The 24,426-nt window shown below is 36.7% G+C and carries 21 protein-coding genes and 1 riboswitch; all 21 genes read right to left on the bottom strand.

The features are described 5' to 3' along the window. Positions 1–454 precede the first annotated feature (454 nt). The 21 genes from recA to asd all read right to left on the bottom strand — a co-directional run bounded on the left by recA (position 455) and on the right by asd (position 24,388). Positions 455–1,489, bottom strand: a complete 1,035-nt coding sequence (gene recA / locus COO03_RS04025; RefSeq protein WP_097895292.1) for a recombinase RecA — start codon at positions 1,487–1,489, stop codon at positions 455–457. Positions 1,490–1,631: 142 nt separating this feature from the next. After that, complete coding sequence (locus COO03_RS04020; RefSeq protein WP_097895290.1) at positions 1,632–2,870, bottom strand: competence/damage-inducible protein A; 1,239 nt, start codon at positions 2,868–2,870, stop codon at positions 1,632–1,634. 20 nt (positions 2,871–2,890) lie between these two features. Continuing rightward, a complete protein-coding gene (gene pgsA, locus COO03_RS04015) occupies positions 2,891–3,469 on the bottom strand; it encodes a CDP-diacylglycerol--glycerol-3-phosphate 3-phosphatidyltransferase (RefSeq protein WP_097895288.1) in 579 nt (192 codons plus the stop codon). Between the two features lie 63 nt (positions 3,470–3,532). After that, on the bottom strand, positions 3,533–4,432 hold the full coding sequence (locus tag COO03_RS04010) for a helix-turn-helix domain-containing protein (RefSeq protein WP_097895286.1): 900 nt from the start codon (positions 4,430–4,432) through the stop codon (positions 3,533–3,535). A gap of 21 nt (positions 4,433–4,453) precedes the next feature. After that, a complete protein-coding gene (locus COO03_RS04005) occupies positions 4,454–5,239 on the bottom strand; it encodes a DUF3388 domain-containing protein (RefSeq protein WP_012094875.1) in 786 nt (261 codons plus the stop codon). 138 nt (positions 5,240–5,377) lie between these two features. Beyond that, a complete protein-coding gene (locus COO03_RS04000) occupies positions 5,378–5,626 on the bottom strand; it encodes a DUF3243 domain-containing protein (RefSeq protein WP_097895285.1) in 249 nt (82 codons plus the stop codon). A gap of 80 nt (positions 5,627–5,706) precedes the next feature. Then, entirely contained in the window at positions 5,707–6,420 is a 714-nt protein-coding gene (gene ymfI, locus COO03_RS03995; protein ID WP_097895283.1) for an elongation factor P 5-aminopentanone reductase, read from the bottom strand. A gap of 181 nt (positions 6,421–6,601) precedes the next feature. Further along, positions 6,602–7,888, bottom strand: coding sequence for an EF-P 5-aminopentanol modification-associated protein YfmH (gene yfmH / locus COO03_RS03990; RefSeq protein ID WP_097895282.1), 1,287 nt, complete (start codon positions 7,886–7,888; stop codon positions 6,602–6,604). After that, positions 7,889–9,163 carry an EF-P 5-aminopentanol modification-associated protein YfmF gene (gene yfmF / locus COO03_RS03985; RefSeq protein WP_097895280.1) on the bottom strand — a complete coding sequence of 425 codons (1,275 nt, stop codon included), beginning with the start codon at positions 9,161–9,163 and terminating at the stop codon, positions 7,889–7,891. A 211-nt stretch (positions 9,164–9,374) separates the two neighbouring features. Further along, a complete protein-coding gene (locus COO03_RS03980; RefSeq protein ID WP_097895278.1) occupies positions 9,375–10,334 on the bottom strand; it encodes an ABC transporter permease in 960 nt (319 codons plus the stop codon). Then, positions 10,335–11,393, bottom strand: coding sequence for an ABC transporter permease (locus COO03_RS03975; RefSeq protein WP_097895276.1), 1,059 nt, complete (start codon positions 11,391–11,393; stop codon positions 10,335–10,337). It lies immediately after the preceding gene. Next, a complete protein-coding gene (locus COO03_RS03970) occupies positions 11,386–12,918 on the bottom strand; it encodes an ABC transporter ATP-binding protein (RefSeq protein WP_097895274.1) in 1,533 nt (510 codons plus the stop codon). The genes COO03_RS03975 and COO03_RS03970 overlap by 8 nt, the downstream gene beginning before the upstream one ends. Positions 12,919–13,023: 105 nt before the next feature. After that, positions 13,024–14,100 (bottom strand): BMP family lipoprotein, encoded by a 1,077-nt coding sequence (locus COO03_RS03965; protein ID WP_097895272.1) that lies wholly within the window; start codon positions 14,098–14,100, stop codon positions 13,024–13,026. Positions 14,101–14,190: 90 nt separating this feature from the next. Next, positions 14,191–14,916, bottom strand: coding sequence for a GntR family transcriptional regulator (locus tag COO03_RS03960; protein WP_097895270.1), 726 nt, complete (start codon positions 14,914–14,916; stop codon positions 14,191–14,193). A 234-nt stretch (positions 14,917–15,150) separates the two neighbouring features. Then, positions 15,151–15,252: riboswitch (purine riboswitch) on the bottom strand. 204 nt (positions 15,253–15,456) lie between these two features. Further along, positions 15,457–17,850, bottom strand: a complete 2,394-nt coding sequence (locus tag COO03_RS03955) for a DNA translocase FtsK (RefSeq protein ID WP_097895269.1) — start codon at positions 17,848–17,850, stop codon at positions 15,457–15,459. A 211-nt stretch (positions 17,851–18,061) separates the two neighbouring features. Continuing rightward, positions 18,062–18,265 carry a YlzJ-like family protein gene (locus COO03_RS03950; RefSeq protein WP_097895266.1) on the bottom strand — a complete coding sequence of 68 codons (204 nt, stop codon included), beginning with the start codon at positions 18,263–18,265 and terminating at the stop codon, positions 18,062–18,064. Beyond that, positions 18,262–19,011, bottom strand: a complete 750-nt coding sequence (locus COO03_RS03945) for a ClpP family protease (protein ID WP_097895264.1) — start codon at positions 19,009–19,011, stop codon at positions 18,262–18,264. Before COO03_RS03945 ends, COO03_RS03950 begins: the two co-directional genes overlap by 4 nt. 100 nt (positions 19,012–19,111) lie before the next feature. Beyond that, complete coding sequence (locus tag COO03_RS03940; RefSeq protein ID WP_097895263.1) at positions 19,112–20,782, bottom strand: ribonuclease J; 1,671 nt, start codon at positions 20,780–20,782, stop codon at positions 19,112–19,114. Between the two features lie 413 nt (positions 20,783–21,195). Continuing rightward, the gene (dapA, locus tag COO03_RS03935; protein ID WP_097895261.1) at positions 21,196–22,074 is read right to left on the bottom strand and encodes a 4-hydroxy-tetrahydrodipicolinate synthase; all 879 of its coding nucleotides are present in this window, start codon (positions 22,072–22,074) and stop codon (positions 21,196–21,198) included. Positions 22,075–22,085: 11 nt separating this feature from the next. Then, a complete protein-coding gene (dapG, locus tag COO03_RS03930) occupies positions 22,086–23,318 on the bottom strand; it encodes an aspartate kinase (RefSeq protein ID WP_097895258.1) in 1,233 nt (410 codons plus the stop codon). A 23-nt stretch (positions 23,319–23,341) separates the two neighbouring features. Continuing rightward, the gene (gene asd / locus COO03_RS03925; protein WP_097895256.1) at positions 23,342–24,388 is read right to left on the bottom strand and encodes an aspartate-semialdehyde dehydrogenase; all 1,047 of its coding nucleotides are present in this window, start codon (positions 24,386–24,388) and stop codon (positions 23,342–23,344) included. Between the last annotated feature and the right edge of the window lie 38 nt (positions 24,389–24,426).

Here is a 24,426-nt window from a genome sequence, read left to right as displayed (position 1 = left end):
AATGAAAAAAGACTGTCGGCATGTACATTGAATTGCAACGTACAGCAAAGACCGTCGTCCCGCTTTTTTAAGGGACTTTCTTCATTTCACAATTAAAATGTCATATTATTATTTCGGTAAGATTTAAATCTTACTCCGAATATTACTTCTCTTCTAGAGAAGAGTATATCGTATATAAGAAAAAATATACATTCTCATTGTATCTATCGCATTTTTCATTGTCAAGCGTTGTCTACTTTTACTTTCTTTCCCTTTGCCCTATGAATCTTCCCCTAAAAAGAAAAGCGGGTACCATATTATCATGGCAAGCTATACTAGAACCCATCTAATACGCTTAAAAACGTATAGAAATCCATCTTCATACTATTTTAGTAGGATAAGGCGAAAACTCCATCAGCAAAGATCTTGCTGCCTACAATAACTGAAAAAAATAAAAGACACGAAATCGTGTCTTTTATTTTTCAAGAAGAGTTCCCTCTTCCATGCTTTCAGAAGCAGAATCTTCACCAATTCCATGATGTTCACGAATAAAGAATGCAATTTCATCTCTTAATTCTGGATTTTCTTTTAAGAATTGTTTTGCATTTTCGCGCCCTTGTCCTAAACGTTCTTCATTATAAGAATACCAAGCACCACTTTTTTGAACGATATCAAGTTCAGAAGCCATATCTAAAATTTCGCCTTCTCTTGAAATTCCTTCTCCGTACATAATATCAACTTCAGCAACACGGAAAGGAGGTGCCACTTTATTTTTTACTACTTTTATTTTTGTTTTGTTACCAACAATATCATTGCCTTGCTTTAATTGCTCAGCACGACGTACCTCAAGACGAACTGTTGAATAGAACTTCAACGCACGACCACCTGGAGTTGTTTCTGGGTTCCCGAACATAACCCCAACTTTTTCACGAATTTGGTTAATAAAGATTGCAATTGTTTTCGATTTATTAATTGCACCAGAAAGCTTACGAAGTGCTTGTGACATTAAACGCGCTTGTAAACCAACGTGAGAGTCACCCATCTCCCCTTCAATTTCCGCTTTTGGTACAAGAGCTGCTACAGAGTCAATTACGATAATATCAATTGCACCACTTCGAACTAATGCCTCTGCGATTTCTAGTCCTTGTTCCCCTGTATCAGGCTGTGATAATAGTAACTCATCAATATTAACACCTAACTTCTGTGCATATACAGGATCCATCGCATGCTCTGCATCAATAAATGCTGCTTGTCCACCTTGACGTTGTACTTCCGCAATCGCATGTAATGAAACTGTTGTTTTACCTGAACTTTCAGGTCCATAGATTTCGATAATACGACCGCGTGGATAACCACCAACTCCAAGCGCTACATCAAGTGCTAACGAACCACTTGGCACCGTTGAAATTCTACGTTCTGCCTGTTCTCCTAACTTCATAATTGAACCTTTACCGAATTGCTTCTCTATTTGTTTTAACGCCATATCTAATGCCGCTTGACGATCACTCATTCAAATTCCTCCTTAACTGAATTGCTAATCTTATTATACCTATTTTCATTTCAATTTGCCAACAAAAATCGAACATTTATTCGATTTTTTTATTTCCAAATTGAAAATACCTATTTTTTACCATAAAAAAACTAGAAGAAACTCACATCTCTTCTAGTTTTTTATACAAATGATAAAATCCATATTTCACAGACCGTTCTCTAATTTGTTGACGACTTCCACTTAAAGTAAGAGGAAAGACCGCTGTCGGCTCATCCTTAATTGCTAGCCCAACAAATACAGTACCCGGTTCTTTATTTTCTGAAGCTTCCGGTCCTGCTACTCCAGTGAAACTAATCCCGATATCCGCTTTTAAAAGTGTTTTAACATTTTCAGCAAGAAAACGTGCACACTCTTCACTAACTGCCCCAGCTGTTTGTAATGTTTCTTCAGGTACGTGCAATATGTGCTGCTTTACGTCATTCTGATAGCAAATGACACCGCCTTTAAAAATAGAAGACACACCAGCATTTTCTGTTACTTGATTCCCAAAAAGACCACCCGTTAAACTTTCGGCACAAGCTAAAGTAAAACCTTTCTTCTTCAATAAATCAATTGCTTTATAATGAAGAAAATCTTGGTTATATCCGTAGAAAAATTCTCCTACTCTTTCTAAAATCAAGCTTTCCACGTGTTGAATTAACATTTCTGCATGCTTCACATCGTGATGCTTTGCTGTTAAACGAAGCGTCACCTCTCCATCAGAAGCAAGCGGCGCAATTGTCGGGTTCGTTTGTCTATCAATTAAATCTTGTACTTTCACTTCTAGTTGGGATTCGCCAATGCCAAAAAAGCGAAGAACACGAGAATAAATGCTCTCTCCAGTTGTAAAGTTACGTAAAAATGGGTCTACGTAGTTCGTATACATTGGTTGCATTTCCTTCGGTGGACCTGGTAATAAAATATAAACTTTTTCATTTTTATTTAATCCCATTCCTGGCGCCATACCGTGATCATTTGCAAATACTGCCGAGCCATTTAAAACAAGTGCTTGTTTCTTATTATTCTCTGTAAACTCACGGCCAGTACGCTTATAATACTCACTAATGGACGTTAAAGCAATTTCGTCATAAACAAGTTCTTCACCAATAACAGACGCAATTGTTTCTTTTGTTAAATCATCTTTTGTCGGCCCAAGCCCACCTGTAAAAATGAGTATATCTGCACGCTTCTCAGCAATTTGAATTGCCTCTTGTAAACGATGGTTATTATCCCCTACCACAGTATGATAATACACATTAATCCCAATGGAAGCCAATTTTTCAGATAAAAACTTCGCATTTGTATTTGTAATTTGCCCGAGTAACAATTCTGTTCCAACCGCAATAATTTCGGCATTCATTCCGATTCCCCCATAAACTGCTATTTTGAGTTTACAAAAGCAGCTCTATTTTTCCAGAAGTAGTCCCAGCCAGAAATAACTGTAAAGATTAGTGCAATCCATATGAAAATATCCGCAACCGGAATATGGATTAAGTTTAATGGTACATCGTGTAATAAATATGCTGAAATTGCAATAATTTGTGTCCATGTCTTAATTTTCCCTAGCATGTTAGCCGCAACAACTTCTCCAGTTCCAGCTAGCACAAGACGTAAGCCTGTTACAGCAAATTCACGACTAATGATTACAATAACAATCCACGCTGGTACATATTGCATTTCAACCAATGTAATAAGAGCTGCTGAAACAAGTAGCTTATCTGCTAATGGATCAAGAAACTTCCCTAAATTTGTTACAAGATTATACTTTCTTGCATAATGCCCATCAATCCAATCCGTAGCTGAAGCAACAATAAAAATAAGCGCTCCTACTAAATGTTGAATTGGTAAATCTACATTCCCAATTGTATATGCACCCCAATCAAAAGGAGCCAGCATAATCACTAGAAAAATTGGAATTAAGCAGATTCGAGATATTGTAATTTTGTTTGGTAAATTCACAGCTATTCCTCCATCATGTCAAAAACATTTGTTCATTGAAAAAAGTCATCGAAGCGATGACTGTTATTGTGCAGGTTGCCCTGCCCCTAAGTTTTTAATCACCATTCTTTGGTGCATTGCCTCTTCGGTACTTATACCATAGTTGATAACTTTACCATTTACTTTAATTTCAATATTAGGCGCATTACCGATATTAAGCCGTACTTCTTTTTGAGCAGTTAAGTTTTGTGGTACTGTTTGCCCTGCTTCTAACGTAGCATTATAAAGTTCATTACCATTTTCATCTTTAATATCTACATAACTTGTTCCCTTTGCTGAAAGTTCCAATTGTAACTCTTTATTGTTCATTTCATATGTAGATACTTTTCCACTTGTCCCTACCAATTTTATTTCATCTTGTCCTGCTGGTGGTTGCTGTGCTTTTTGCTCATCTTTCTTTGGTTCTTCTTTTTTAGGTTCTTCCGTTTTTTTCTCTTCTTTCTTTTCATCTAACGGCGAACCCTTCGCTTTTTGCACTTCAATTTGTTCACTCTTATTTTGCGTTACTGATCCAGCATCTTTTGCAGTTAACCATTGAAAAATAAACCAAACCGCTACTCCTAATGCAATTACCAATAATGCAATTAAAATTTTCGGCATATGATCTGCGAATGGAAGCGATGTAGCTTTTTGCATTGTTTCCTGCGTTTTTTGACCTGTTGATACTTGTGGTACATCATGAGATTCAGATTGCGGTATTGTACTTTGATACTCTACAAGCAATTCCTCTCCGTTTAATCCAACAGCATCTGCATATTGTTTAATAAACGCACGTGCATAAAACGCACCTGGCAACATGCTATAATTGCCCTCTTCAATTGTCGCTAAATAACGCTTTTGAATTTTTGTAATCTCATGTAGCTGATCGATAGACAAGCCTTTCGCTTCTCTTGCTTCCTTCAGCTTTTGTCCTAATTCCGTCACTGCTAACACCTCAATATTTCTTTAAAAGTCAAACATAGAGAAATTATTTTGCGTTCCTTGCTCAATTTCATCTACTAAATTATATTGAATTTCTTCATCATAATCGTTACGCAATTCAATAATATAATCAAAATCATCAAGTGTATATTCTGATTGACTCACAAATACATCCGGATGTTCCACAACCTTGGTTGCAGGTAATCTCATGATTTCACGCACAAGCTGCCAATGTCTTTCATTTGCACGCTTTGTTGAAACAATTCCATCTAATATAAAAATATTATCGTCGCTATACTCATCTTCAATCAGTTGACTGCGTACAGTTTGTTTAATGAGGGTTGATGATACAAACAGCCAACGCTTATTTGCACAAACACTTGCGGCGACAATAGATTCCGTTTTTCCAACGCGAGGCATCCCTCGTATCCCGATGAGCTTATGACCCTCTTTTTTCATTAATTCTGCCATAAAATCAACGAGTAATCCTAATTCATCACGTACAAATCGGAATGTTTTCTTATCATCTGCGTCCCGTTGTATGTACCTGCCGTGCCTAACTGCTAGCCTGTCCCGAAGCTTTGGCGGACGATATTTCGTTACCGTTATATTATCCATCGTATTTAAAATTGATTCAAGTCTAGAGATTTGCTCTTGATTATCACACATAAGCAAAAGTCCACGCCGAGCATTATCTACACCATTAATTGTGACGATATTAATGCCAAGCATACCGATTAACGAAGAAACGTCACCAAGCAAGCCAGGTCGGTTTTTATGTATTTCATATTCAAAATACCATTCAATCATTCAAGATCACTCCCCTTGCTTACTTTACACCTACGTACTATATTATATGATTTCACGTTAATAGGGAAGCTAAATGTACAACCAAATCAAGGTATTTTCAATACTAAAAAAAAAGAGAGGATATTCTCCTCTCTTTTTTTACTTATGTTGTACAAACTTCACCATTAAATTCGCGATTGTATGTTGCTCTTGTTCGTCAGCAACTTTCCAAAGCCCAGCTAATAGTTTTTCTTGATCATTACGTGCTTCTACTTCATTCGCCAGATAGTCACCAACGCGGAATGCCATATCTGAAACAGCTCCCCCATCAAGACCCTTTCCTTGCGCCTGCTCTAAACGCTCTCCTAAAAAGCTTTTCCACTGATCAAAGTTTTCTAATACTGACATATTTAAGCACCTCACTATTAAGTAATAGAATCATGCTTAATTTGTACAATTCCATGTTTTTTATGTATGTATTTTGCATTTTAACAATGCCATCCACCGTTTACTCCAATAATTTGCCCCGTTATATACGAAGCCCCTGGTGATACAAGGAAAGAAACTGTTTTTGCTACTTCCTCTGGACATCCAATTCTCCCAGTTGGAATCTCTTCTGCCATCCCATTCTTATCTTCCTCTGAAAATACACTTAGCATTTCTGTCTCGATTGCTCCTGGTGCCACTGCATTGACACGAATCCCACTTAAAGCCACTTCTTTAGCCAATGCTTTTGTATACGAATTTTGCGCACCTTTTACCATTGAATACAACACTTCACAAGACGCACCCATTTGTCCCCAAATCGATGAAATAATAACAACGTTTCCACTTCTGCGGTGAATCATTGATGGAATTGCAAGCGACAGTAGTTTATATACGCTTTTCACCTGTAATTCCACCATTTCATTTAACTGTTCATTTGTAACATCTGTCACTAAACCAAATATACTTTTTCCAGCCGCATATACAATTACATCAATTGGATGATGAATTTGTGCCCACAATTTTTCCGGTCCATCTGCAGCTGCTAAATTTGCTTGAACGGGAATCATTTCATCAAATTGGTTTTCTAGTTCTCTTACCTTTTCTTCACCTTTGTTATAATGCACATATACTGTATAACCATCTTCATTTAACTGTTTTGAAATTGCAGAGCCAATTCCTCCGCTTCCTCCAGTCACTAACGCAAATTTTTTCATACTTTTCCTCTCTTATCCTTTCATCTATAAAGAGACTTTTTCAAATTACACATTCTTTCATACATCCCCAAACAAATAATACCCCCATCTTACGATTTAGCAATAGCTAAAAAGTTAGATGAGGGATAAAATGGCTGTAAATCCCCTGAACACCAAGCAGTTCCCTTATTAAAGTTCCCCTTTATTGTTTCGGCAAGACTTGGCAAATACTCATTCTTTCTTCAGATAAAAATACTTTTGCTGCTTCTTGTAAATCTTGAATAGTTAAATCTTCTAAAACAGAAAGAGCATCAAACAAGCTGGATTCATTAAATGCATATCGTGTAAATTGATTTGCAATATATTCAGGCGAGTTAAGTGATCGTAAAAAGCCCCCAATTTTCTTTTTCTTTACGCGCTCTAGCGCCTTTGCATCTAACTCATCATAATTGGTCTGTAATAAAATGCTTTTCAAACGATCTGCTAACTCATCAGGCTGCTTCGTATCGCCACCAACCATCGCAAAACCAAAGTTACTTTCTTCTGTATAATCATAAGAGAATGTATCATCAATGAGTCCTTCATTATATAAAGACTCATAATGAGCTGACCCTTTCCCAAATAAATAATCTAAAAGTAATGTAATCGCAATCTCTTGTTTTAAAAGTTCTTGCCCTTTTTCTTTGAGCCCTGTCGCCTTTATACCGACTAAACATTTCGGTGTTTGAACAGGCATAGAAATAATTTTCTTCTTTTCATTTACCTCTTCCGGTTCACTCTCAAATGAACGTACAATCTCCGGTTGATTTTTATAATCTTTTTTCGCCTGATTTTCACGGACTAAATCCATTGTCTTTTCCGGATCGATAGCTCCAACAACAAATAACAACATATTGCTTGGATGGTAAAATGTTTCATAACACTCATACAATAAGTCTTTTGTAATTTTACTAATAGACTCAATTGTTCCCGCAATATCAATTTTAATTGGATGCTTGACAAATAAACTATCAATTAATCCAAAATATAAACGCCAATCAGGATTATCTTGATACATTTGAATTTCTTGACCAATAATTCCTTTCTCTTTTTCAACCGTTTTTTCAGAAAAATACGGTTCTTGGACAAAATTCAATAATGTATTTAAATTTTGCTCTACATTTGATGTACATGAAAAGAGATAAGCTGTTCTCGTAAAGGATGTAAAAGCATTTGCAGATGCCCCTTGTTTACTAAACAATTGAAATGCGTCATGATCTTCTTTTTCAAATAATTTATGTTCAAGGAAATGAGCGATCCCATCTGGTACCCGAGTCATTTCTTCTTTTCCAAGTGGAACAAATGTGTTATCGATGGAACCATACTTTGTTGTAAATGTCGCAAACGTTTTATTAAATCCTTGTTTCGGCAACATATATACGTTTAATCCATTAGGAAGTTTTTCGTAATAGAGCGTTTCTTTTAATTGTTCATAAACTATTTTCTCCATCTATTCTCCCTCCGTTCCGTGTAAAAAGTAAATTGTATCTAATTCAATGCCATTGGCAACCTTTACAATTTCTTCTTTCGTAACACGCTCAATGCCAGTTAACCATTCCTCTACTGGGCGCGTACGTTCTGCAATCACACCATGATAAAGCATTTCCACGAAACCACGCGGTGTATCAACTGCCTCTAAAATTTGATTTTGAATAACACTTTTTGTTTGACAAATTTCTTCTTCTGAAAAATCACCACTTTGCATGGCCTTCATTTGCTCTTTTATAATCTCCACCGCTTTTTCATAATTTTTCGCTTCAATTCCAGACATAACAAAGAGAAGACCTTTATGACTTTCAAATCGTGATGCTGCATAATACGCTAAACTATTTTTTTCACGAACATTCACAAATAATTTTGAGTGTGAGAATCCACCAAATAAACCGTTAAACAATTGCAATGCAAAATAGTCTTCATCACGGTACGTAATATACGTACGATATCCAATATTTAATTTACTTTGCTTTAATTCTTGTTTTTCAACAATTTCTTTCTCTTCATTATTTCGTTTATGAAGAAGGACATTTTTTTCTTTTGGGGCACGCGGCGAGATTGAAAAATATTTACCAACAAGCTCGACCGCATTTTCTGAAATATCACCAATAATATAAAGATCCATTTCATCTTCTGCTAACACTTTTTGATAATACCGATACAAGCTTTCATTTGTAATAGAAGCAACGTTCTCTTTTTTCCCATTTGCACTTAATCGATATAGCTCTACTTTACACATTTCTTCTATTAATCGCTCGTTAGCATAACGCATTTTATCATCATATGTTGCTTCAATCCGTTGCAAGAGTGCTCGCTTTTCACTTTCTACAATAGAGTGTAAAAAGCTATCCCCTTCCGTCGCTGGATGTAACACAATATCAGACAACATAGAAAGCGCCTTTTCAAAAAGGGGCGGCGCGTCTTGTAAATACGTTTCATTGGCGATATCCACATAAATAGAGATAATGTGATCTTCTCCCTTTTTACTTACATCCACTGCTAAAGAAGAACCATATAATTCCTCTAAATATTGGCGAAGACGAATCACGGATGGTAACTTTTCTGTCGCACTTTGTAAGACGTATGGCAATAAAGCTCGCTCCGTCACCGTTTCTTCATTTAAAGGTGCTTTAAAGCGAAATACAAATGTATTTGTTTTATATTTGTCTGTAGGAATAATATGTACTCGCAAACCACCTAATTCATGCATTTGCTGTTCCATCAGTTTCATTTATAGCCCTCCTTTACGTATGTAGGAATATTCCTCTTCAATATACAGTTTTTAGAAATACAAAATCAACTTTTCTCTCTTATCATCTTTATATCCTTTTCCTTCTAATCATTTCTTCATTAAAAAGCAGAAAATAAATTTCTGTATTAAGCATATTCTATGTAAAAAAGCCCGCACTAATGTGCGAGCTTTTTCTATACTTTTTAAACGATTACCTTTTTCCTTTTTCATACGGTGTTCCAAGTGCTTTTGGAGCTTCTGACCGTCCTACAAAACCGACAAGTGCTAAAATCGTGAACACATATGGTAATATCGCTAAAAAAACACTTGGAATTTCTTTTAATACAGGGATTGTACCACCAGTTACCCCTAGTGATTGTGCAAATCCAAAGAATAAAGCAGCTCCTAGTGCACCAATTGGGTTCCATTTCCCAAAGATCATAGCAGCTAATGCTAAGAAACCTTGTCCCGTAATCGTTGCACCTGAGAAGTTGTTTGAGATTGACAGTGCAAAGACTGCACCACCCACTCCAGCAAACATCCCTGAAATACAAACAGCAATATAACGCATTTTATATACATTAATCCCCATTGTATCTGCAGCCATTGGATGTTCACCAACCGCACGAAGACGAAGACCAAACGGTGTTTTATAAATGATATACCAAACAACAAATGCTAAAATAATGGCAATATACGATGTTAATGGTACATTTGAGAAAAAGATTTTTCCGATAACCGGAATATCCGAAAGTCCTGGAACATCAATTTTTTCAATACGGTAGTGAATAAAATCAGTTTGTCCTTTACCAAAGATTTTCTTAATCGCAAAAACAGTTAAACCAAGAGATAAAAAGTTAATTGCTACTCCACTAACAACTTGATCCGCACGGAATGTAATCGATGCAACTGCATGAAGAAGTGCAAATAATCCGCTACCAATTGCTGCAAATATAAGTGCAATCCAAGGAGTCATAGCCCCCCAAGTATCCCCCATTAATAGCGTTGTAATAATACCAACAAATGCACCAAATAACATTAATCCTTCCAATGCGATATTTACAACACCAGAACGCTCACTAAATACGCCACCTAACGCTGTAAAGATTAGAGGTGCTGCCGTGTATAACGTACCCGTCACAAGAATGGCTAAAACATCTAGAAAGCTCATTTATTTCCCCTCCTTGCTCATGCGCGTAAGTGCCCAGCGTAAAATATAACTACAAGCAACAAAGAAAATAATACATGCAATAATTACATTAATTAATTCAGATGGTACATCCGCTTCAAAGTTCATTTGCGGCGCTGCACTTTTTAAACCTCCAAATAATAATGCAGCAAGTATAATACCAAATGGATTATTCCCTCCAAGAAGTGCTACCGCAATCCCGTCAAATCCAATTCCGGTAAACGTAGCCATTGCTGTCATACTTTGGAACGTCCCGAGCCCTTCCATTGCGCCACCAATGCCAGCAAATGCCCCCGCAATTGTCATAGATAACACAACATTACGAGACACTTTCATACCAGCATATTGAGACGCTTGTTGGTTAAATCCAACTGATTTCAATTCATAACCTAAAGTTGTTCTATCTAATAAGAACCACATAAGAATCGTAACAAGAATTGCGACAACAATTCCCCAGTGAAGGCGAGAACCATCTGTTAAAGAAGCTAACCAATCTGAAGCTAATGACGCACTCGGCTGAATATCATATGTTTTGTCATTACCTTCATGTAAAAAGCGTTTAATGATGTCATATGTAACATATAGTGCAATGTAATTCATCATAATCGTTACAATAACTTCATTAACCTTAAATTTCCCTTTCAAATATCCTGGAATAAATCCCCATAGCCCACCAGCTATAGCTGCCACTAAAATAGACAATGGAATATGAAGAAAGGCAGGTAATGATACTGCATAACCAAACCAAACAGCAGCAAGCCAACCAACTAACAATTGTCCTTCTACCCCGATATTAAATAAACCGGTACGAAACGCAAATGCTACCGATAACCCCGCTAGAATAAGCGGAATCATTGTACGAAGTGTCTCTCCAATTGCACTAGGGCTTCCGAACATACCAGTCCAAAGTGCACCATATCCAACAATTGGATCATATCCACTAACTAACATAACAATGGCACCAACAAGCAAACCAAATATAACGGATAATATAGGAACTAAAATATTAATCGTTCGCTCCGTTAAAAACTTTTTAGCCATTTGTACTCACCTTCTCTTCCCCTGTTCCACCAGCCATTAAAAGACCTAATTGTTTTTCATTTGTCTCTTTTGTATTAACAATCGCAACAATTTTCCCTTCATAAATAACAGCAACGCGGTCACTCACATTTAAAATTTCATCGAGTTCTAAAGAAAGAAGAAGCACCGCTTTTCCCTTATCTCTCTGTTCAATTAATTTCTTATGAATAAATTCGATCGCACCTACATCTAAACCACGTGTCGGCTGCGCTGCAATTAATAAATCAGGATCACGATCTACTTCACGTGCAATAATTGCCTTTTGCTGGTTCCCACCAGATAATGCACGAGCTAATGTTTGCTCGCTAGGTGTACGTACATCAAACTGTTCAATCAGCTCTTTTGCTTTTTTCTTTATTTTACTAAAATTTAAAATCCCCTTATTTGAAAATGGTTTTTTATAATATGTTTGTAAAACCATATTATCTCTAACAGAAAAATCAAGAACGAGTCCATGTTTATGACGGTCTTCTGGAATATGACCGATTCCTTCTTCCGTAATCCGTCTAACAGGCCAATTTGTGATTTCTTTCCCATTAATTGCAATAGAACCTGACTCAACTTTTCGTAAACCAGTAATTGCCTCTATTAATTCACTTTGTCCATTCCCATCAATCCCTGCAATACCGACAATTTCTCCTGCACGAACAGTTAAGTCAAGGCCTTTTACAGCAGGTAATTGGCGTGCATCATGAACAACAAGATTTGCAATAGAAAGTACATCTTCCTTAGGCTTGGCATCTAATTTTTCTGTTTTAAAATTCACTTGACGTCCGACCATTAGTTCTGCAAGTTTATGTTCATCTGTATTTGCAACGTCAACCGTTCCGATTCCCTTTCCTTTACGAATAATCGTACAACGATCACAAACTTCCATAATTTCTTTTAACTTATGTGTAATAAGAATGATAGATTTTCCTTCTTGCACAAGCTTTTTCATAATTTGAATAAGCTCATGAATTTCTTGAGGAGTTAATACTGCCGTCGGTTCATCAAATATTAAAATTTCTGCTCCGCGATACAGCGTTTTTAAAATTTCAACACGTTGCTGCATACCAACCGAAATATCTTCAATTTTCGCATTCGGATCTACAGCTAAACCATATTGTTCTGATAATTGTTGAATCTCTTTTGCAGCTTCATCAATAGCAATTTTCCCTTTTCTCTTCGGTTCATTTCCAAGAATAATATTCTCTGTTACTGTAAAATTATGAACAAGCATGAAATGTTGATGAACCATACCAATCCCGAAGTCATTTGCAATATTAGGGTTTGTAATTTTTACAGGTTTCCCTTTAATTTTAATTTCTCCTTGTTCTGGCTGATATAATCCAAAAAGAACGTTCATTAACGTTGACTTCCCTGCACCATTTTCTCCGAGTAAAGCATGTATTTCTCCCTGTTTTACTTGCAGCGTAATATTATCGTTCGCTACAATGCCTGGGAATACTTTTGTAATATTATTCATCTCAATTACGTATTCCATTTTGTTCCTCCTTTTAGCAGGGAACAGTCCCCAATTACACTCTATTAAAAGTAATTTTATATATACAAAGGTTAGTTCTAAGAACTAACCTTTGCTATTTCTCTATTATTTCTTAAGAGCAGCTTCGTATTCTTTGTACTCTTTATCAGTAGCAGGCACCTTAATTTCACCAGCAGTAATTTTCTTTTCAAACTCTTCTACTTTTGGTAAAATTTCCGGATTTACTTTTTTCACATTATCAGTTGTTTTCGCAATGCCAACACCTTCATCTTTCAAACCAAACGCTTCTACTTTTCCGCCTTCTAACTTACCATCTTTTGCTTCTTGTGCTACTTTTTCAACCGCAACATCAACGCGTTTTACCATAGAAGTTAGCGTTACGTTTTCAGGCATACCTTCTTGATTTTGGTCACGGTCAACACCGATTACCCAAACATTTTCACCTTTCTTCTTACGGTTTTTCGCTTCAGTAAACACGCCGTTACCAGTACCACCAGCAGCATGATAAATTACGTCTACTCCTTGTCCGTACATTGCTGATGCAAGTGCAGCACCTTTTTCAGGCTTATCGAACGCTTCTGCATATTCAGATACAATCTCAATATTTGGGTTAACAGCTTTAGCACCAGCTTTAAATCCATTCTCAAACTTACTAATTAAATCACTCTTCATTCCACCAACAAACCCAACTTTATTTGTTTTTGTTGACATCGCTGCTACTGCACCTACAAGGAATGATCCTTCATGATCCTTAAATGTAATACTTGTTACGTTCGGTTGTTTTACTACAGTATCTACAATTGCAAACTGTTGTTTTGGATTTTCTTTCGCAACCTCTTCAATTGCTTTTTCTAATTTATAACCAATACCAAAAGATAAATCATATTTATCTTTTGCAAATTTCTTTAAGTTCGGAATATAATCTGCTTCTTTTTCAGACTGAAGGTAACGATAGTTCGTCTTCTCTTTTAGCCCATTATCTTTACCGAATTTTTGTAAACCTTCCCAAGAAGATTGGTTAAATGATTTATCATCAACGCCCCCAACGTCTGTAACCATACCTACTTTAATGTTCTTGTCATCTTTTTTATCTCCACTTGCTTTATCCGAGTTACCACATGCACCTAACACTGTACTCGCTACTAACGTTAATGATAATAAAAGACCTGCTTTTTTCTTCATACTAGAAACCCCTCCTAAAATGATATATATATCTATTCATACGCTGCTGTCCCTTTCTTCTTGCTGTCACCTCCCTAAAAAGGAACTTTATTACATACGTTTTCTTAATACGTGGAAGCTAAATTTATCTGCTCTGAAATAATTAATAGAATATAAGATTGGTTCATCATTTTGATCATAGTGCATTTGCTTTAAAACGAGCAGTGCTGTTTCTGGCTCACATTGTAAGATTGGCGATATTTTCGGATGATAACCAATTGGTTCAATATGAGCGACCGCATATGTAATGCGTTTGTGCGTGTTATTATGTATTACAGTAAGCAGCGATTCCTCATTGTAATCCGATAAATCAGGCAATATTTCTTTTGCCAATTTGTCAATACAATATACAACAGGTTCCCCATCTGCTGTACGAACACGCTCAATCATCACTGCTTCAAAATCTTCTTCACTATTAAACTTTTCTTTTTCCTCTTCTGTTAAACTCGTAGTAGATGATGATAAAAAGACTGTTCCCGGTGTTTTCCCCACACTGGAAATCATATCTGTAATACTAGAAAGCTGTTCGATTCCTGAAGAAAATAACGGTTTCGCATTCACAAACGTACCCACACCATGTCTACGAATCACAACATTTTCTTCCTCTAAAATACGCAATGCTTCACGTAAAGTTGCTCTACTTACGCCGAGTTCTTTCGCTAAATCAAACTCTGAAGGCAACTTTTGTTTCTCTTTGTATGCCCCGCTTTTGATCTTCTCTTTAATATGATCGATCACCTGTAAATATAAGTGTCGACTATCGGATTTAACTGACATAAGACTCCCCCGCATTTCAATTATTCGACCTCTGATGTAAGACTTCTTTTCTCTCTTTTCAACCTACACACAGTTTAAATTTTGCAATACTAAAATAAATGAAACTTGCCGAATAAATGTTAATAATTTTTCAAGATGAAATTTTCTATCTTTATTTCATAAAAAAAACTTTGTACCACAAACATTCCTCATATAGAGAAAAAGTTCGGCACAAAGATCCCTCTTACATCCTTTGTTACACACTTTTCCCCTCATAGTCTAGCAATTCATGGTTGCCAGGTAGAAACTTATGGACCTTATCTCCAAGATTATATGAGGCAGTGATTCTTTTCGAAGTAATCTTACCACTTGCTCCCATATGTGTCAACATGATTCAACACTTTTCTACAACGAATATCGAACGTTTTCAAAAACAATATTAAAAGCATTCGTATTCTAAAGAACCACTCAAGATGTAAGCCCTTTCTTTACTGACGACTATAGTATATAACAAAAACGTCATATAAAAAAGCCTAATTGCAAACAATTAGGCTTTTTTTATTAAGAACTTTTTTCTTGTATATCTTTAATCAACACTTCTCTCGGTTTACTACCCTCATAAGGTCCAACTACACCATTCATCTCCATTGCATCAATTAGACGCGCCGCACGTGTATATCCTACTCTAAATCTGCGTTGCAACATAGAAACAGAGGCTGTTTGCATTTCTACAACAAGTTGAACCGCTTCATCATACAATTCATCTTCAACTTCTTGTTTTGTTTCGGGGACATCTTGCGGGATCATATCTTCTTGATATTGCGCTTTTTGTTGCCCTATAACATATTCTACAACTCTTTCTACTTCATCATCTGATAAGAACGCCCCTTGCACACGAACTGGCTTCGATGCACCGATAGGTATAAATAGCATGTCTCCACGACCTAGTAACTTCTCAGCGCCACCACCGTCAAGGATTGTACGAGAGTCTGTTTGAGAAGATACAGCAAAAGCAATACGCGATGGAATATTCGCTTTAATAACACCTGTAATAACGTCAACTGACGGACGTTGCGTCGCGATAATTAAATGAATACCAGCTGCACGCGCCATCTGCGCTAAACGCATAATTGCATCTTCTACGTCTGAAGAAGCAACCATCATTAAATCAGCTAGCTCGTCCACAATTACAACAATGTATGGAAGTTCTGGTTGCTTAGCTTCAGATTGGTCATTATGCTGTCTAATATACTCATTATACCCTTCAATATTACGCGTTCCACTATGAGCGAACAATTCATACCGACGTTCCATTTCACTCACAACTTTTTTCAATGCTTGTGAGGCTTTTTTCGGATCTGTTACCACAGGTGTTAATAAATGCGGAACACCATTATATACATTTAACTCTACCATCTTCGGATCAATCATCATTAATTTTACCTCATGTGGTTTTGCACGCATTAAAATACTAACAATAATCCCATTAATACATACACTTTTCCCACTGCCAGTCGCTCCAGCTACTAATAGATGGGGCATCTTATTTAAACGTGCTAACACGGCTTCACCAGTAATATCACGTCCAAGACCAATTAATAATTTTTCTTCTGGATGGTTGTTCGCTTTTGAATCAAGTACTTCTCTAAGCGTCACCATAGAAACCTCTGAATTTGGAACTTCAATTCCTACTGCTGATTTCCCGGGAATTGGTGCTTCAATTCGAATATCCTTGGCCGCTAAAGCCAGTGCCAAATCATCACTCAAACTAACAATTTTACTTACTTTCACTCCCATATCCGGATACACTTCATACTTCGTAACCGCAGGACCTCTATGTACTTTTGTTACTTTCGCTTTCACACCAAAGCTTTGGAATGTGCGTTCCAATTTACGAGCATTCTCATAAATTTCCGCATTTTCATTCGTAACTTGCTTATTCTTTGGAAATTTCAATATATCAAGAGAAGGAAGCTTATAATCTTTATTTTCCACATTGGAAAATTGCATTGGAGGCGCCTTTGTTTCCCCCTCTAAAGATTCAACTATCTTTTCGCCGCGTTTCTTTTTCGGTTGTTCTTGTGGTTGAGATGGAATTTCTTCTTCAACAAGCGGCGAAGTAATTAAATCGTTTGGTCTTTCTTCTTCACTGCGTTTATCCTGCTCCTCACTTACCGGGTAATTCTCTGTGAAGTTTGAAATAATTGGCGGTCCGATTTCTATTTCTTCTACCGGATCGGCAATCTCTTCTTGGGTATCAAGACGTTCACTCCGCGTACGCCTTGACGTTTTTTTCTTTTCCGTTTGTTCAGCTGCACGCTTAGATTTCCAATCTTTGTAGTCTCCTTGCATCACTTGAAACTGACTTCTAAGTATTCTTCCTACCGGAGCAAGTACTTCTCCAATATGTTTATTTGTAATACAGAGCACACCAAGAACAACTAAAATAATCCCAATAATATAGGCTCCTACTTCGTCAAATAAAAAATAACATGTCGCAAACATAAGAGCTCCAAACATGCCGCCACCTAAATGGACAGTATTTGGACTCTTTTTCATTTCTAGAAAGAATAAATCTTTTGTACTAACAATTACAGATGTATTTTCTACCGCTCCGTCTTTTGTAAGCAGGTTGAATAATGTGATATGACTAAACATTAATATCGCTGATACAATTAAATAAACACCTATTAACCGTTTGTTTAAAAGATTAGGCCATCCACGTTTTATCACAAATGCAATTGACAAAGCAATCACACCTAATACGCCAATTATGTACCATTCACCAAAGAAAAAGCGAAAAAATAACACAAACGATTTTCCTACAACACCTAGCTGTAAAATTGTAATGATTGAAAGTGCAAAAAGAGTCAACCCGACGATTTCGTAATACAAAGTCGGCTTTATCGTACGTCTTGCTTTTGCTTTCGTCCCTCTTTGCTTTTGTTTTGCCATTTCTTCACCCCGTGTTCTAAAATTAAATAAAACTTTCATTTACAAAATGATTTATTTATAAACCATTCCTTATATTCAGGTCTCGTTATCTTCTATTTTTACACTTCTTGTAAAATGCTAAATAAACAGAAGAAAGCAGCCTACTCATGGCTGCTCAACCGTCTTGTTTTTTATATTATACCATAGCTTTTAAACAAAATCCTGCTTTTTACTAAAAGGTTATTTTCTGTCCAGGCTCATATTGTAAGTAATGGGATGGATCCGTACTTAGCACGCGTACTATGGAATAGGATTGATTATTTTCTTCAGAAACAACCATCTCTACACCATTTACATTCACTATTTTTTGACTTTCACACTGCGAATAATCCGCTGGATAAATAACTTGCTCTGGCATAATTGTATATAAAATCATTGCAACAACTTCCCATCTTGTTTTCCATCCGCTTTCATATCTATTAATTCATTTAATTTTCGAATCGCATCTCCAATACCACCAACATCATCTATTAAACCATATTTCACTGCGTCTCCACCAATTACATTTGTTCCAATATCTCGCGTTAAATTCCCTTTTGCAAACATAAGCTCTTTAAAACGATCTTCCGTCACTTTTGAATGCTTTGTTACAAATCGTATAACCCGTTCCTGCATCTTATCTAGATACTCAAATGTTTGCGGAACACCAATGACAAGACCAGTTAAACGAATTGGATGAATCGTCATTGTTGCAGTTTCTGCAATATATGAATAATTCGTCGATACCGCAATCGGTACACCTATTGAATGCCCTCCACCTAAAACAAGGGATACAGTTGGTTTTGATAGTGAAGCTACCATTTCAGAAATCGCTAGTCCAGCCTCAACATCACCACCTACTGTATTCAACAATAAAAGTAAACCTTCAATTTTCGGATTTTGTTCAATTGCTACAATTTGCGGAATTACATGCTCATATTTCGTCGTCTTATTTTGCGGTGGAAGTTGAACATGCCCTTCTACCTGTCCAACAATTGTTAAACAATGAATACGTGATTCATTCATTTGCGGCACATTCGTTTGACCAAGCTGTTGAATTTTTTCTACTACTGATGCTTCCTTTGAATCCTCTTTCGGATCAGCTTCTTTTTCTTCATTTGTATAATGATCACGCTCTGTCATATCGCATCCCCTTTCACTCGTATACAACTATTATTTCTTAAGTTATAAATTTCATTCGATAGGGATAAAAAAGAAAAAACCACCTATAAAGGCGGCTTTCTTATACTTCCATAATAATTGGTAAAATCATTGGCTTTCTCTTCGTTTCTTCATATAGGAATTGTCCTAATAATTCACGAATATTTTGTTTTAACATAGACCATTCAATAGAATATTCTTTAATTGATTGTTCAACAATTGTACGTACAATATCTGTAGATCTTTCAATTAATGCTTCTGATTCGCGAACATATACAAAACCACGTGAAATAATTTCTGGACCAGAGATTATTTTTTTCTCATCTTTCCCAAGTGTTACAACAACAACTAAAATTCCATCTTGCGATAACATCTTGCGGTCACGTAGGACAATGTTACCAACATCCCCCACACCTAATCCATCAATGAGAACATTCCCTGCTTGTACTTTACCAGCTAGTTTTGCTTCTTCTCCTTCAAAAGCAATCACATCGCCTTTTTCCACGATGAAAATATTTTCTTTCAAAACACCTACATCTTCTGCTAAATACGCATGTGCTTTTTGCATACGGAATTCACCATGTACGGGTATAAAATATTTCGGCTTCATTAAATTTAACATCAATTTCAATTCTTCTTGACTACCATGACCAGAAACATGAACTTTTCTTTCACCATAATAGACAACTTCTGCACCAGCTCTGAATAGTAAATCAATAATTTTCGATACCGATATTTCATTTCCAGGAATTGGAGAAGCCGCAATAATAACTGTGTCTCCCTTACGGATTGAAATTTGCTTATGAGCTTGCTTCGCCATTCTTGAAAGAGCTGCCATTGGTTCCCCTTGACTACCAGTTGTTAAAATCGCCACCTTCTTCTCGGGGAAGTTATCTACCTCTTGCAATGAAATAATCATGCCATCTGGAACATCTAAATAACCAAGACGTCTTGCTATATCTACTACTTTCACCATACTACGACCTACTACTGCTACTTTACGCCCTGTTTCAACCGCTGCATCGAATACTTGTTGAATACGATGTACATTTGATGCAAAAGAAGCAACAATAATACGGCCTTCTGAACCATAAAATACTTTTGAAATTTCTATTCCAACCTCTTTTTCAGAACCGGTGTAACCAGGACGTTCAGCATTTGTACTATCAGATAATAAGCACAGAACGCCTTCATTTCCAATTTGCGCCATCTTTCCAAGATCGGCCCCACTGTTACCAATTGGTGTTTGGTCGAATTTAAAATCTCCAGTATATACGATAGCACCTTTTGATGTATGGAAGCACACACCAACAGAATCTGGAATACTATGTGTTGTACCAAAGAATGAAACCGTTGTCGTATTAAATTCCACTGTCGAATTCGCATCAATTGTTTTTAAATCTACACGACCCAGCATTCCTGCTTCACCAAGTTTTTCTTGGATAAGACCTACTGTTAACTTTGTCGCATACACTGGGATTGAAAGTTTACGCAGTACATAAACAATTCCACCAATGTGATCTTCATGACCATGTGTAATAAATAAACCTTTTACTCGCTCTTGATTTTCTACTAAATATGTAATGTCAGGGATGACGATGTCAATTCCAAACATTTCATCTCCCGGAAACATTAAGCCTGCATCTACAATAAAAATTTCGGAATCAATTTCGACACAATACATATTTTTTCCGATTTCACCTACTCCACCAAGAGCAAATACCTTTACAGAATCAATCTCTTTTCTCTTCATGTTGTTGCCTGGTTTAAAAATCTTGCAAACACTGATTTCACTAAAATTGTAGAGACACCAGGGAAACTCTACAACCACCATATATTCACCGTCCGAGACGAATGTCCTTACCGTTATGCGATATCATGTTCTTGTTCACTTTTTAAACCAGGTTTCACCTCTCTTTCATTATATAAATCAAATATCTTATGCGATATGATATGAAAATTCCGTTAAATTATAAATTTTTCCAATTTTGCTAAGCATACCCGTACTAAGCTACTTAGCCATATTATAACTGATACAAGAAATAGAACACAAGTTAAATTATGAGAAAGAGCGGGGAAGCCTACAAATCCGAAACGTTGATACAGTCATTTCAACTCCAAAAAAAAATGACCTAGTCTTATACTAGGTCATTTTTTCACCCTATGTTAACGAGGGATTGATTGCATTACACCCTGCAATGTTAGTCTTTCTTCTTCTGTTAACGGAAGAAGTGGTAGACGTACAGAGCCTACATCTAATCCAACCATTTGTAACGCTGTTTTTACTGGTGTTGGGCTCGGTGCCATAAATAGCGCATTTGTTACTTTTACAAGTAATTGATGCAATTTCTGTGCTTTTTTGAAATCTCCTGCTTGGAACGCCGCAATCATTTCTTGCATTTCATTTCCAATAACATGAGAGGCAACAGAAATAATACCTTTAGCTCCAACTGCCATAGCTGGTAACGTTAAACCGTCATCACCGCTGTATACAGCAAAGTCGTCCGCTGTTTTTTCAATGATTTCTGTCATTGATAATACATCGCCGCCAGCATCTTTAATTGCAACAATGTTTGGTATTTCTGATAAACGAACAACTGTATCAACGGAGATTTGTACAATAGATCGCCCTGGAACATTGTATAGCATGACCGGAAGTTCAGTACTTTCAGCAATTGTTTTAAAATGCTGATACATTCCCTCTTGGCTCGGTTTATTATAATACGGTGCTACTAGCATAATTGCGTCAACACCAACTTCTGTTGCCTTTTTCGTTAATTCAATAGAAGCATGTGTATTATTGCTACCTGTTCCAGCGATTACGGGCACCCTTTTATCGACAACAGATACGACATGGCGATATAACGCTACTTTTTCTTCTGATGATAATGTAGGAGACTCTCCAGTTGTTCCTCCTACCACGATTGCTGTTGTACCGTTATCAATTAAATAATTTACCAATTTAGTTGTCTTTGCAAAGTCGACATTTCCGTTTTTATCAAACGGTGTTACCATCGCTGTTGCAATTGTCCCAAAATCTATCATGGTCTCACTCCTTATTGTTCCAGTTGCTTTTCTTTAGAAAGCTCAAATGCACTATGTAATGCATTCACAGCTTCCACTAAATCTACTTCTTTCACAAGCACCCAAATTGTCGTATGACTATCGGCAGATTGTAAAATTGTTACACCTTTTTCTGCCAGCGCTGTGACAATTTTCGCTGTAACTCCTGGTATACCTGCCATTCCCGCTCCTACAATGGATACTTTCGCACAATGTTCCGTTACGATTGGTTCATATCCAAGCTTACGTAGCACGTCAACTGCAAGGCCCGATACATGATCATTCACTGTATAAGCCACACCTGTAGGCGAAATGTTAATTAAGTCAACGCTAATTCCTTCACTCGCCATTTCTTTAAAAACACGCTGTTGTAGATCATACGATCCTTCTTTTGCAACCACTTTAATTTGTGTCACGTTTGATACATGAGCGATCCCTGTAACAGGTCGCTCTTCTACATCACGGCCCTTTGTAGCACCATCATATGCGGCAATAAGTGTTCCTTCATTATCAGAATACGTAGAACGCACACGAAGTGGTACCTTTGCGTGCATGGCGATTTCAACTGCACGCGGATGAACAACTTTTGCACCTTGATAAGCCATGTTACAAATTTCATTATATGTTACGTTTTGAAGATGACGTGCATCTTTTACAATACGTGGATCAGCTGTCATTACACCTTCTACATCGGTGAAAATATCAATATATTCAGCGTGAAGCGCAACACCTAATGCTGAAGCTGAAGTATCACTACCTCCGCGTCCAAGTGTTGTCGTATCGCCTTCTTTCGTTTGCCCTTGGAATCCAGTAACAACAACAACATCTGTGTTTTGTAACTCTTCATGTATACGATCACAATTCATTTCAATAATCTTCGCATTTGTAAAATCAGCATTTGTTACAAAACCAGCTTGTGCACCATTTAAAGCCGCTGCTTTTACTCCGTTTTCATTTAACATATTTGAGAAGACGATTGCAGAGATTAATTCTCCACATGATAATAATAAATCCTGTTCGCGTTTTGAAATACTAGATTTCTCTTGATTCACAAGGTTTAATAATGTATCTGTTGCATATGGTTCACCTTTACGTCCCATAGCTGATACAACCGTAACTACTTTATAACCAGCATCTAATGATTTTTTAATATGGTGAAGTGCATGCTTACGTCCATTTTCATCACGTACAGATGTCCCACCAAATTTTTGAACAATAATTTTCATTTTTTGCACCTTCTCTTAGCCGTTTACACTAATTGTAATTTTACTAATCGCTCTGCAATTTGAACAGAGTTCCATGCAGCACCTTTTAATAAGTTATCAGATACGACCCAAAGATGGAATCCTTTTTCATTATTTAAATCTTTACGAATTCGTCCAACGAATACTTCATTTTTACCTACTGCAGTAGATGGCATTGGGTATAATTGTTCTGCTGGATCATCCTGCAGTACAACACCTTCTGCATTTGAAAGTAAGCTTTTCATTTCTTCTACTGTAACACCTTCTTTGTCCACTTCAATGTAAACAGACTCAGAGTGTCCTGATACAACTGGTAAACGTACGCATGTTGCTGCAACTTCTAACTCAGGCATATGCATAATTTTTTTCGTTTCATTAATCATTTTCATTTCTTCAAATGTAAATCCATTATCTTGAAACTTATCAATTTGCGGGATAGCATTAAACGCGATTGGGAAATGTTTTTTGTCACCTGATACAGGTAAAACATTCGCTTTTACTTCTTCCCCATTTAAGATTGCTTGTGATTGTTCATGAAGCTCTTCGATTGCAGCAGCACCTGCACCAGACACAGCTTGATATGTGGAAACGATTACTCGTTTTAAACCAAATTGCTGACGAATTGGTTCAAGAGCGACTACCATTTGAATTGTAGAACAGTTTGGATTTGCAATAATACCATTATGTTCTTTTAAGTCATTTTCATTTACTTCGGGTACAACAAGTGGCACATTTTCTGTCATGCGGAATGCACTTGTATTATCAACAACAATTGCACCGCGTTTTGCTGCTTCTGGCGCTAATTGTTTCGATACAGATCCACCTGCACTAAAAAGTGCAATATCCACTCCCTCAAAGCTTTCAGGCGTTGCTTCTTGAACTGTGAATTCTTCTCCTTTAAATACAAGGTTCTTGCCTGCAGATCGTTTAGATGAAAGTAACGTTAACTTCCCAATTGGAAATTCTCGTTTCTCTAAAGTATTTAACATTTGTTCACCAACTGCGCCGGTTGCTCCAACTACAGCGACATGAAAAGTTTTTTGCTTTTCCATCACTATGCCCCTTTCTAGATACCAATCCTTCTATACTT

Source organism: Bacillus sp. AFS098217 (assembly GCF_002551815.1).
In the GTDB taxonomy this organism is placed as follows: domain Bacteria; phylum Bacillota; class Bacilli; order Bacillales; family Bacillaceae_G; genus Bacillus_A.
Note: the sequence above shows the minus strand (reverse complement) of the source record. Positions and strands in the feature narration are given on the sequence as shown.

Coding starts and splice junctions, on each gene's coding strand:
- recA (WP_097895292.1), bottom strand. CDS start 1,489: ATGAGTGATCGTCAAGCGGCATTAGATATGGCGTTAAAACAAATAGAG.
- COO03_RS04020 (WP_097895290.1), bottom strand. CDS start 2,870: ATGAATGCCGAAATTATTGCGGTTGGAACAGAATTGTTACTCGGGCAA.
- COO03_RS04005 (WP_012094875.1), bottom strand. CDS start 5,239: ATGATTGAATGGTATTTTGAATATGAAATACATAAAAACCGACCTGGC.
- COO03_RS04000 (WP_097895285.1), bottom strand. CDS start 5,626: ATGTCAGTATTAGAAAACTTTGATCAGTGGAAAAGCTTTTTAGGAGAG.
- ymfI (WP_097895283.1), bottom strand. CDS start 6,420: ATGAAAAAATTTGCGTTAGTGACTGGAGGAAGCGGAGGAATTGGCTCT.
- yfmH (WP_097895282.1), bottom strand. CDS start 7,888: ATGGAGAAAATAGTTTATGAACAATTAAAAGAAACGCTCTATTACGAA.
- yfmF (WP_097895280.1), bottom strand. CDS start 9,163: ATGAAACTGATGGAACAGCAAATGCATGAATTAGGTGGTTTGCGAGTA.
- COO03_RS03980 (WP_097895278.1), bottom strand. CDS start 10,334: ATGAGCTTTCTAGATGTTTTAGCCATTCTTGTGACGGGTACGTTATAC.
- COO03_RS03975 (WP_097895276.1), bottom strand. CDS start 11,393: ATGGCTAAAAAGTTTTTAACGGAGCGAACGATTAATATTTTAGTTCCT.
- COO03_RS03970 (WP_097895274.1), bottom strand. CDS start 12,918: ATGGAATACGTAATTGAGATGAATAATATTACAAAAGTATTCCCAGGC.
- COO03_RS03965 (WP_097895272.1), bottom strand. CDS start 14,100: ATGAAGAAAAAAGCAGGTCTTTTATTATCATTAACGTTAGTAGCGAGT.
- COO03_RS03960 (WP_097895270.1), bottom strand. CDS start 14,916: ATGTCAGTTAAATCCGATAGTCGACACTTATATTTACAGGTGATCGAT.
- COO03_RS03955 (WP_097895269.1), bottom strand. CDS start 17,850: ATGGCAAAACAAAAGCAAAGAGGGACGAAAGCAAAAGCAAGACGTACG.
- COO03_RS03950 (WP_097895266.1), bottom strand. CDS start 18,265: ATGATTTTATATACAATTATGCCAGAGCAAGTTATTTATCCAGCGGAT.
- COO03_RS03945 (WP_097895264.1), bottom strand. CDS start 19,011: ATGACAGAGCGTGATCATTATACAAATGAAGAAAAAGAAGCTGATCCG.
- COO03_RS03940 (WP_097895263.1), bottom strand. CDS start 20,782: ATGAAGAGAAAAGAGATTGATTCTGTAAAGGTATTTGCTCTTGGTGGA.
- dapA (WP_097895261.1), bottom strand. CDS start 22,074: ATGATAGATTTTGGGACAATTGCAACAGCGATGGTAACACCGTTTGAT.
- dapG (WP_097895258.1), bottom strand. CDS start 23,318: ATGAAAATTATTGTTCAAAAATTTGGTGGGACATCTGTACGTGATGAA.
- asd (WP_097895256.1), bottom strand. CDS start 24,388: ATGGAAAAGCAAAAAACTTTTCATGTCGCTGTAGTTGGAGCAACCGGC.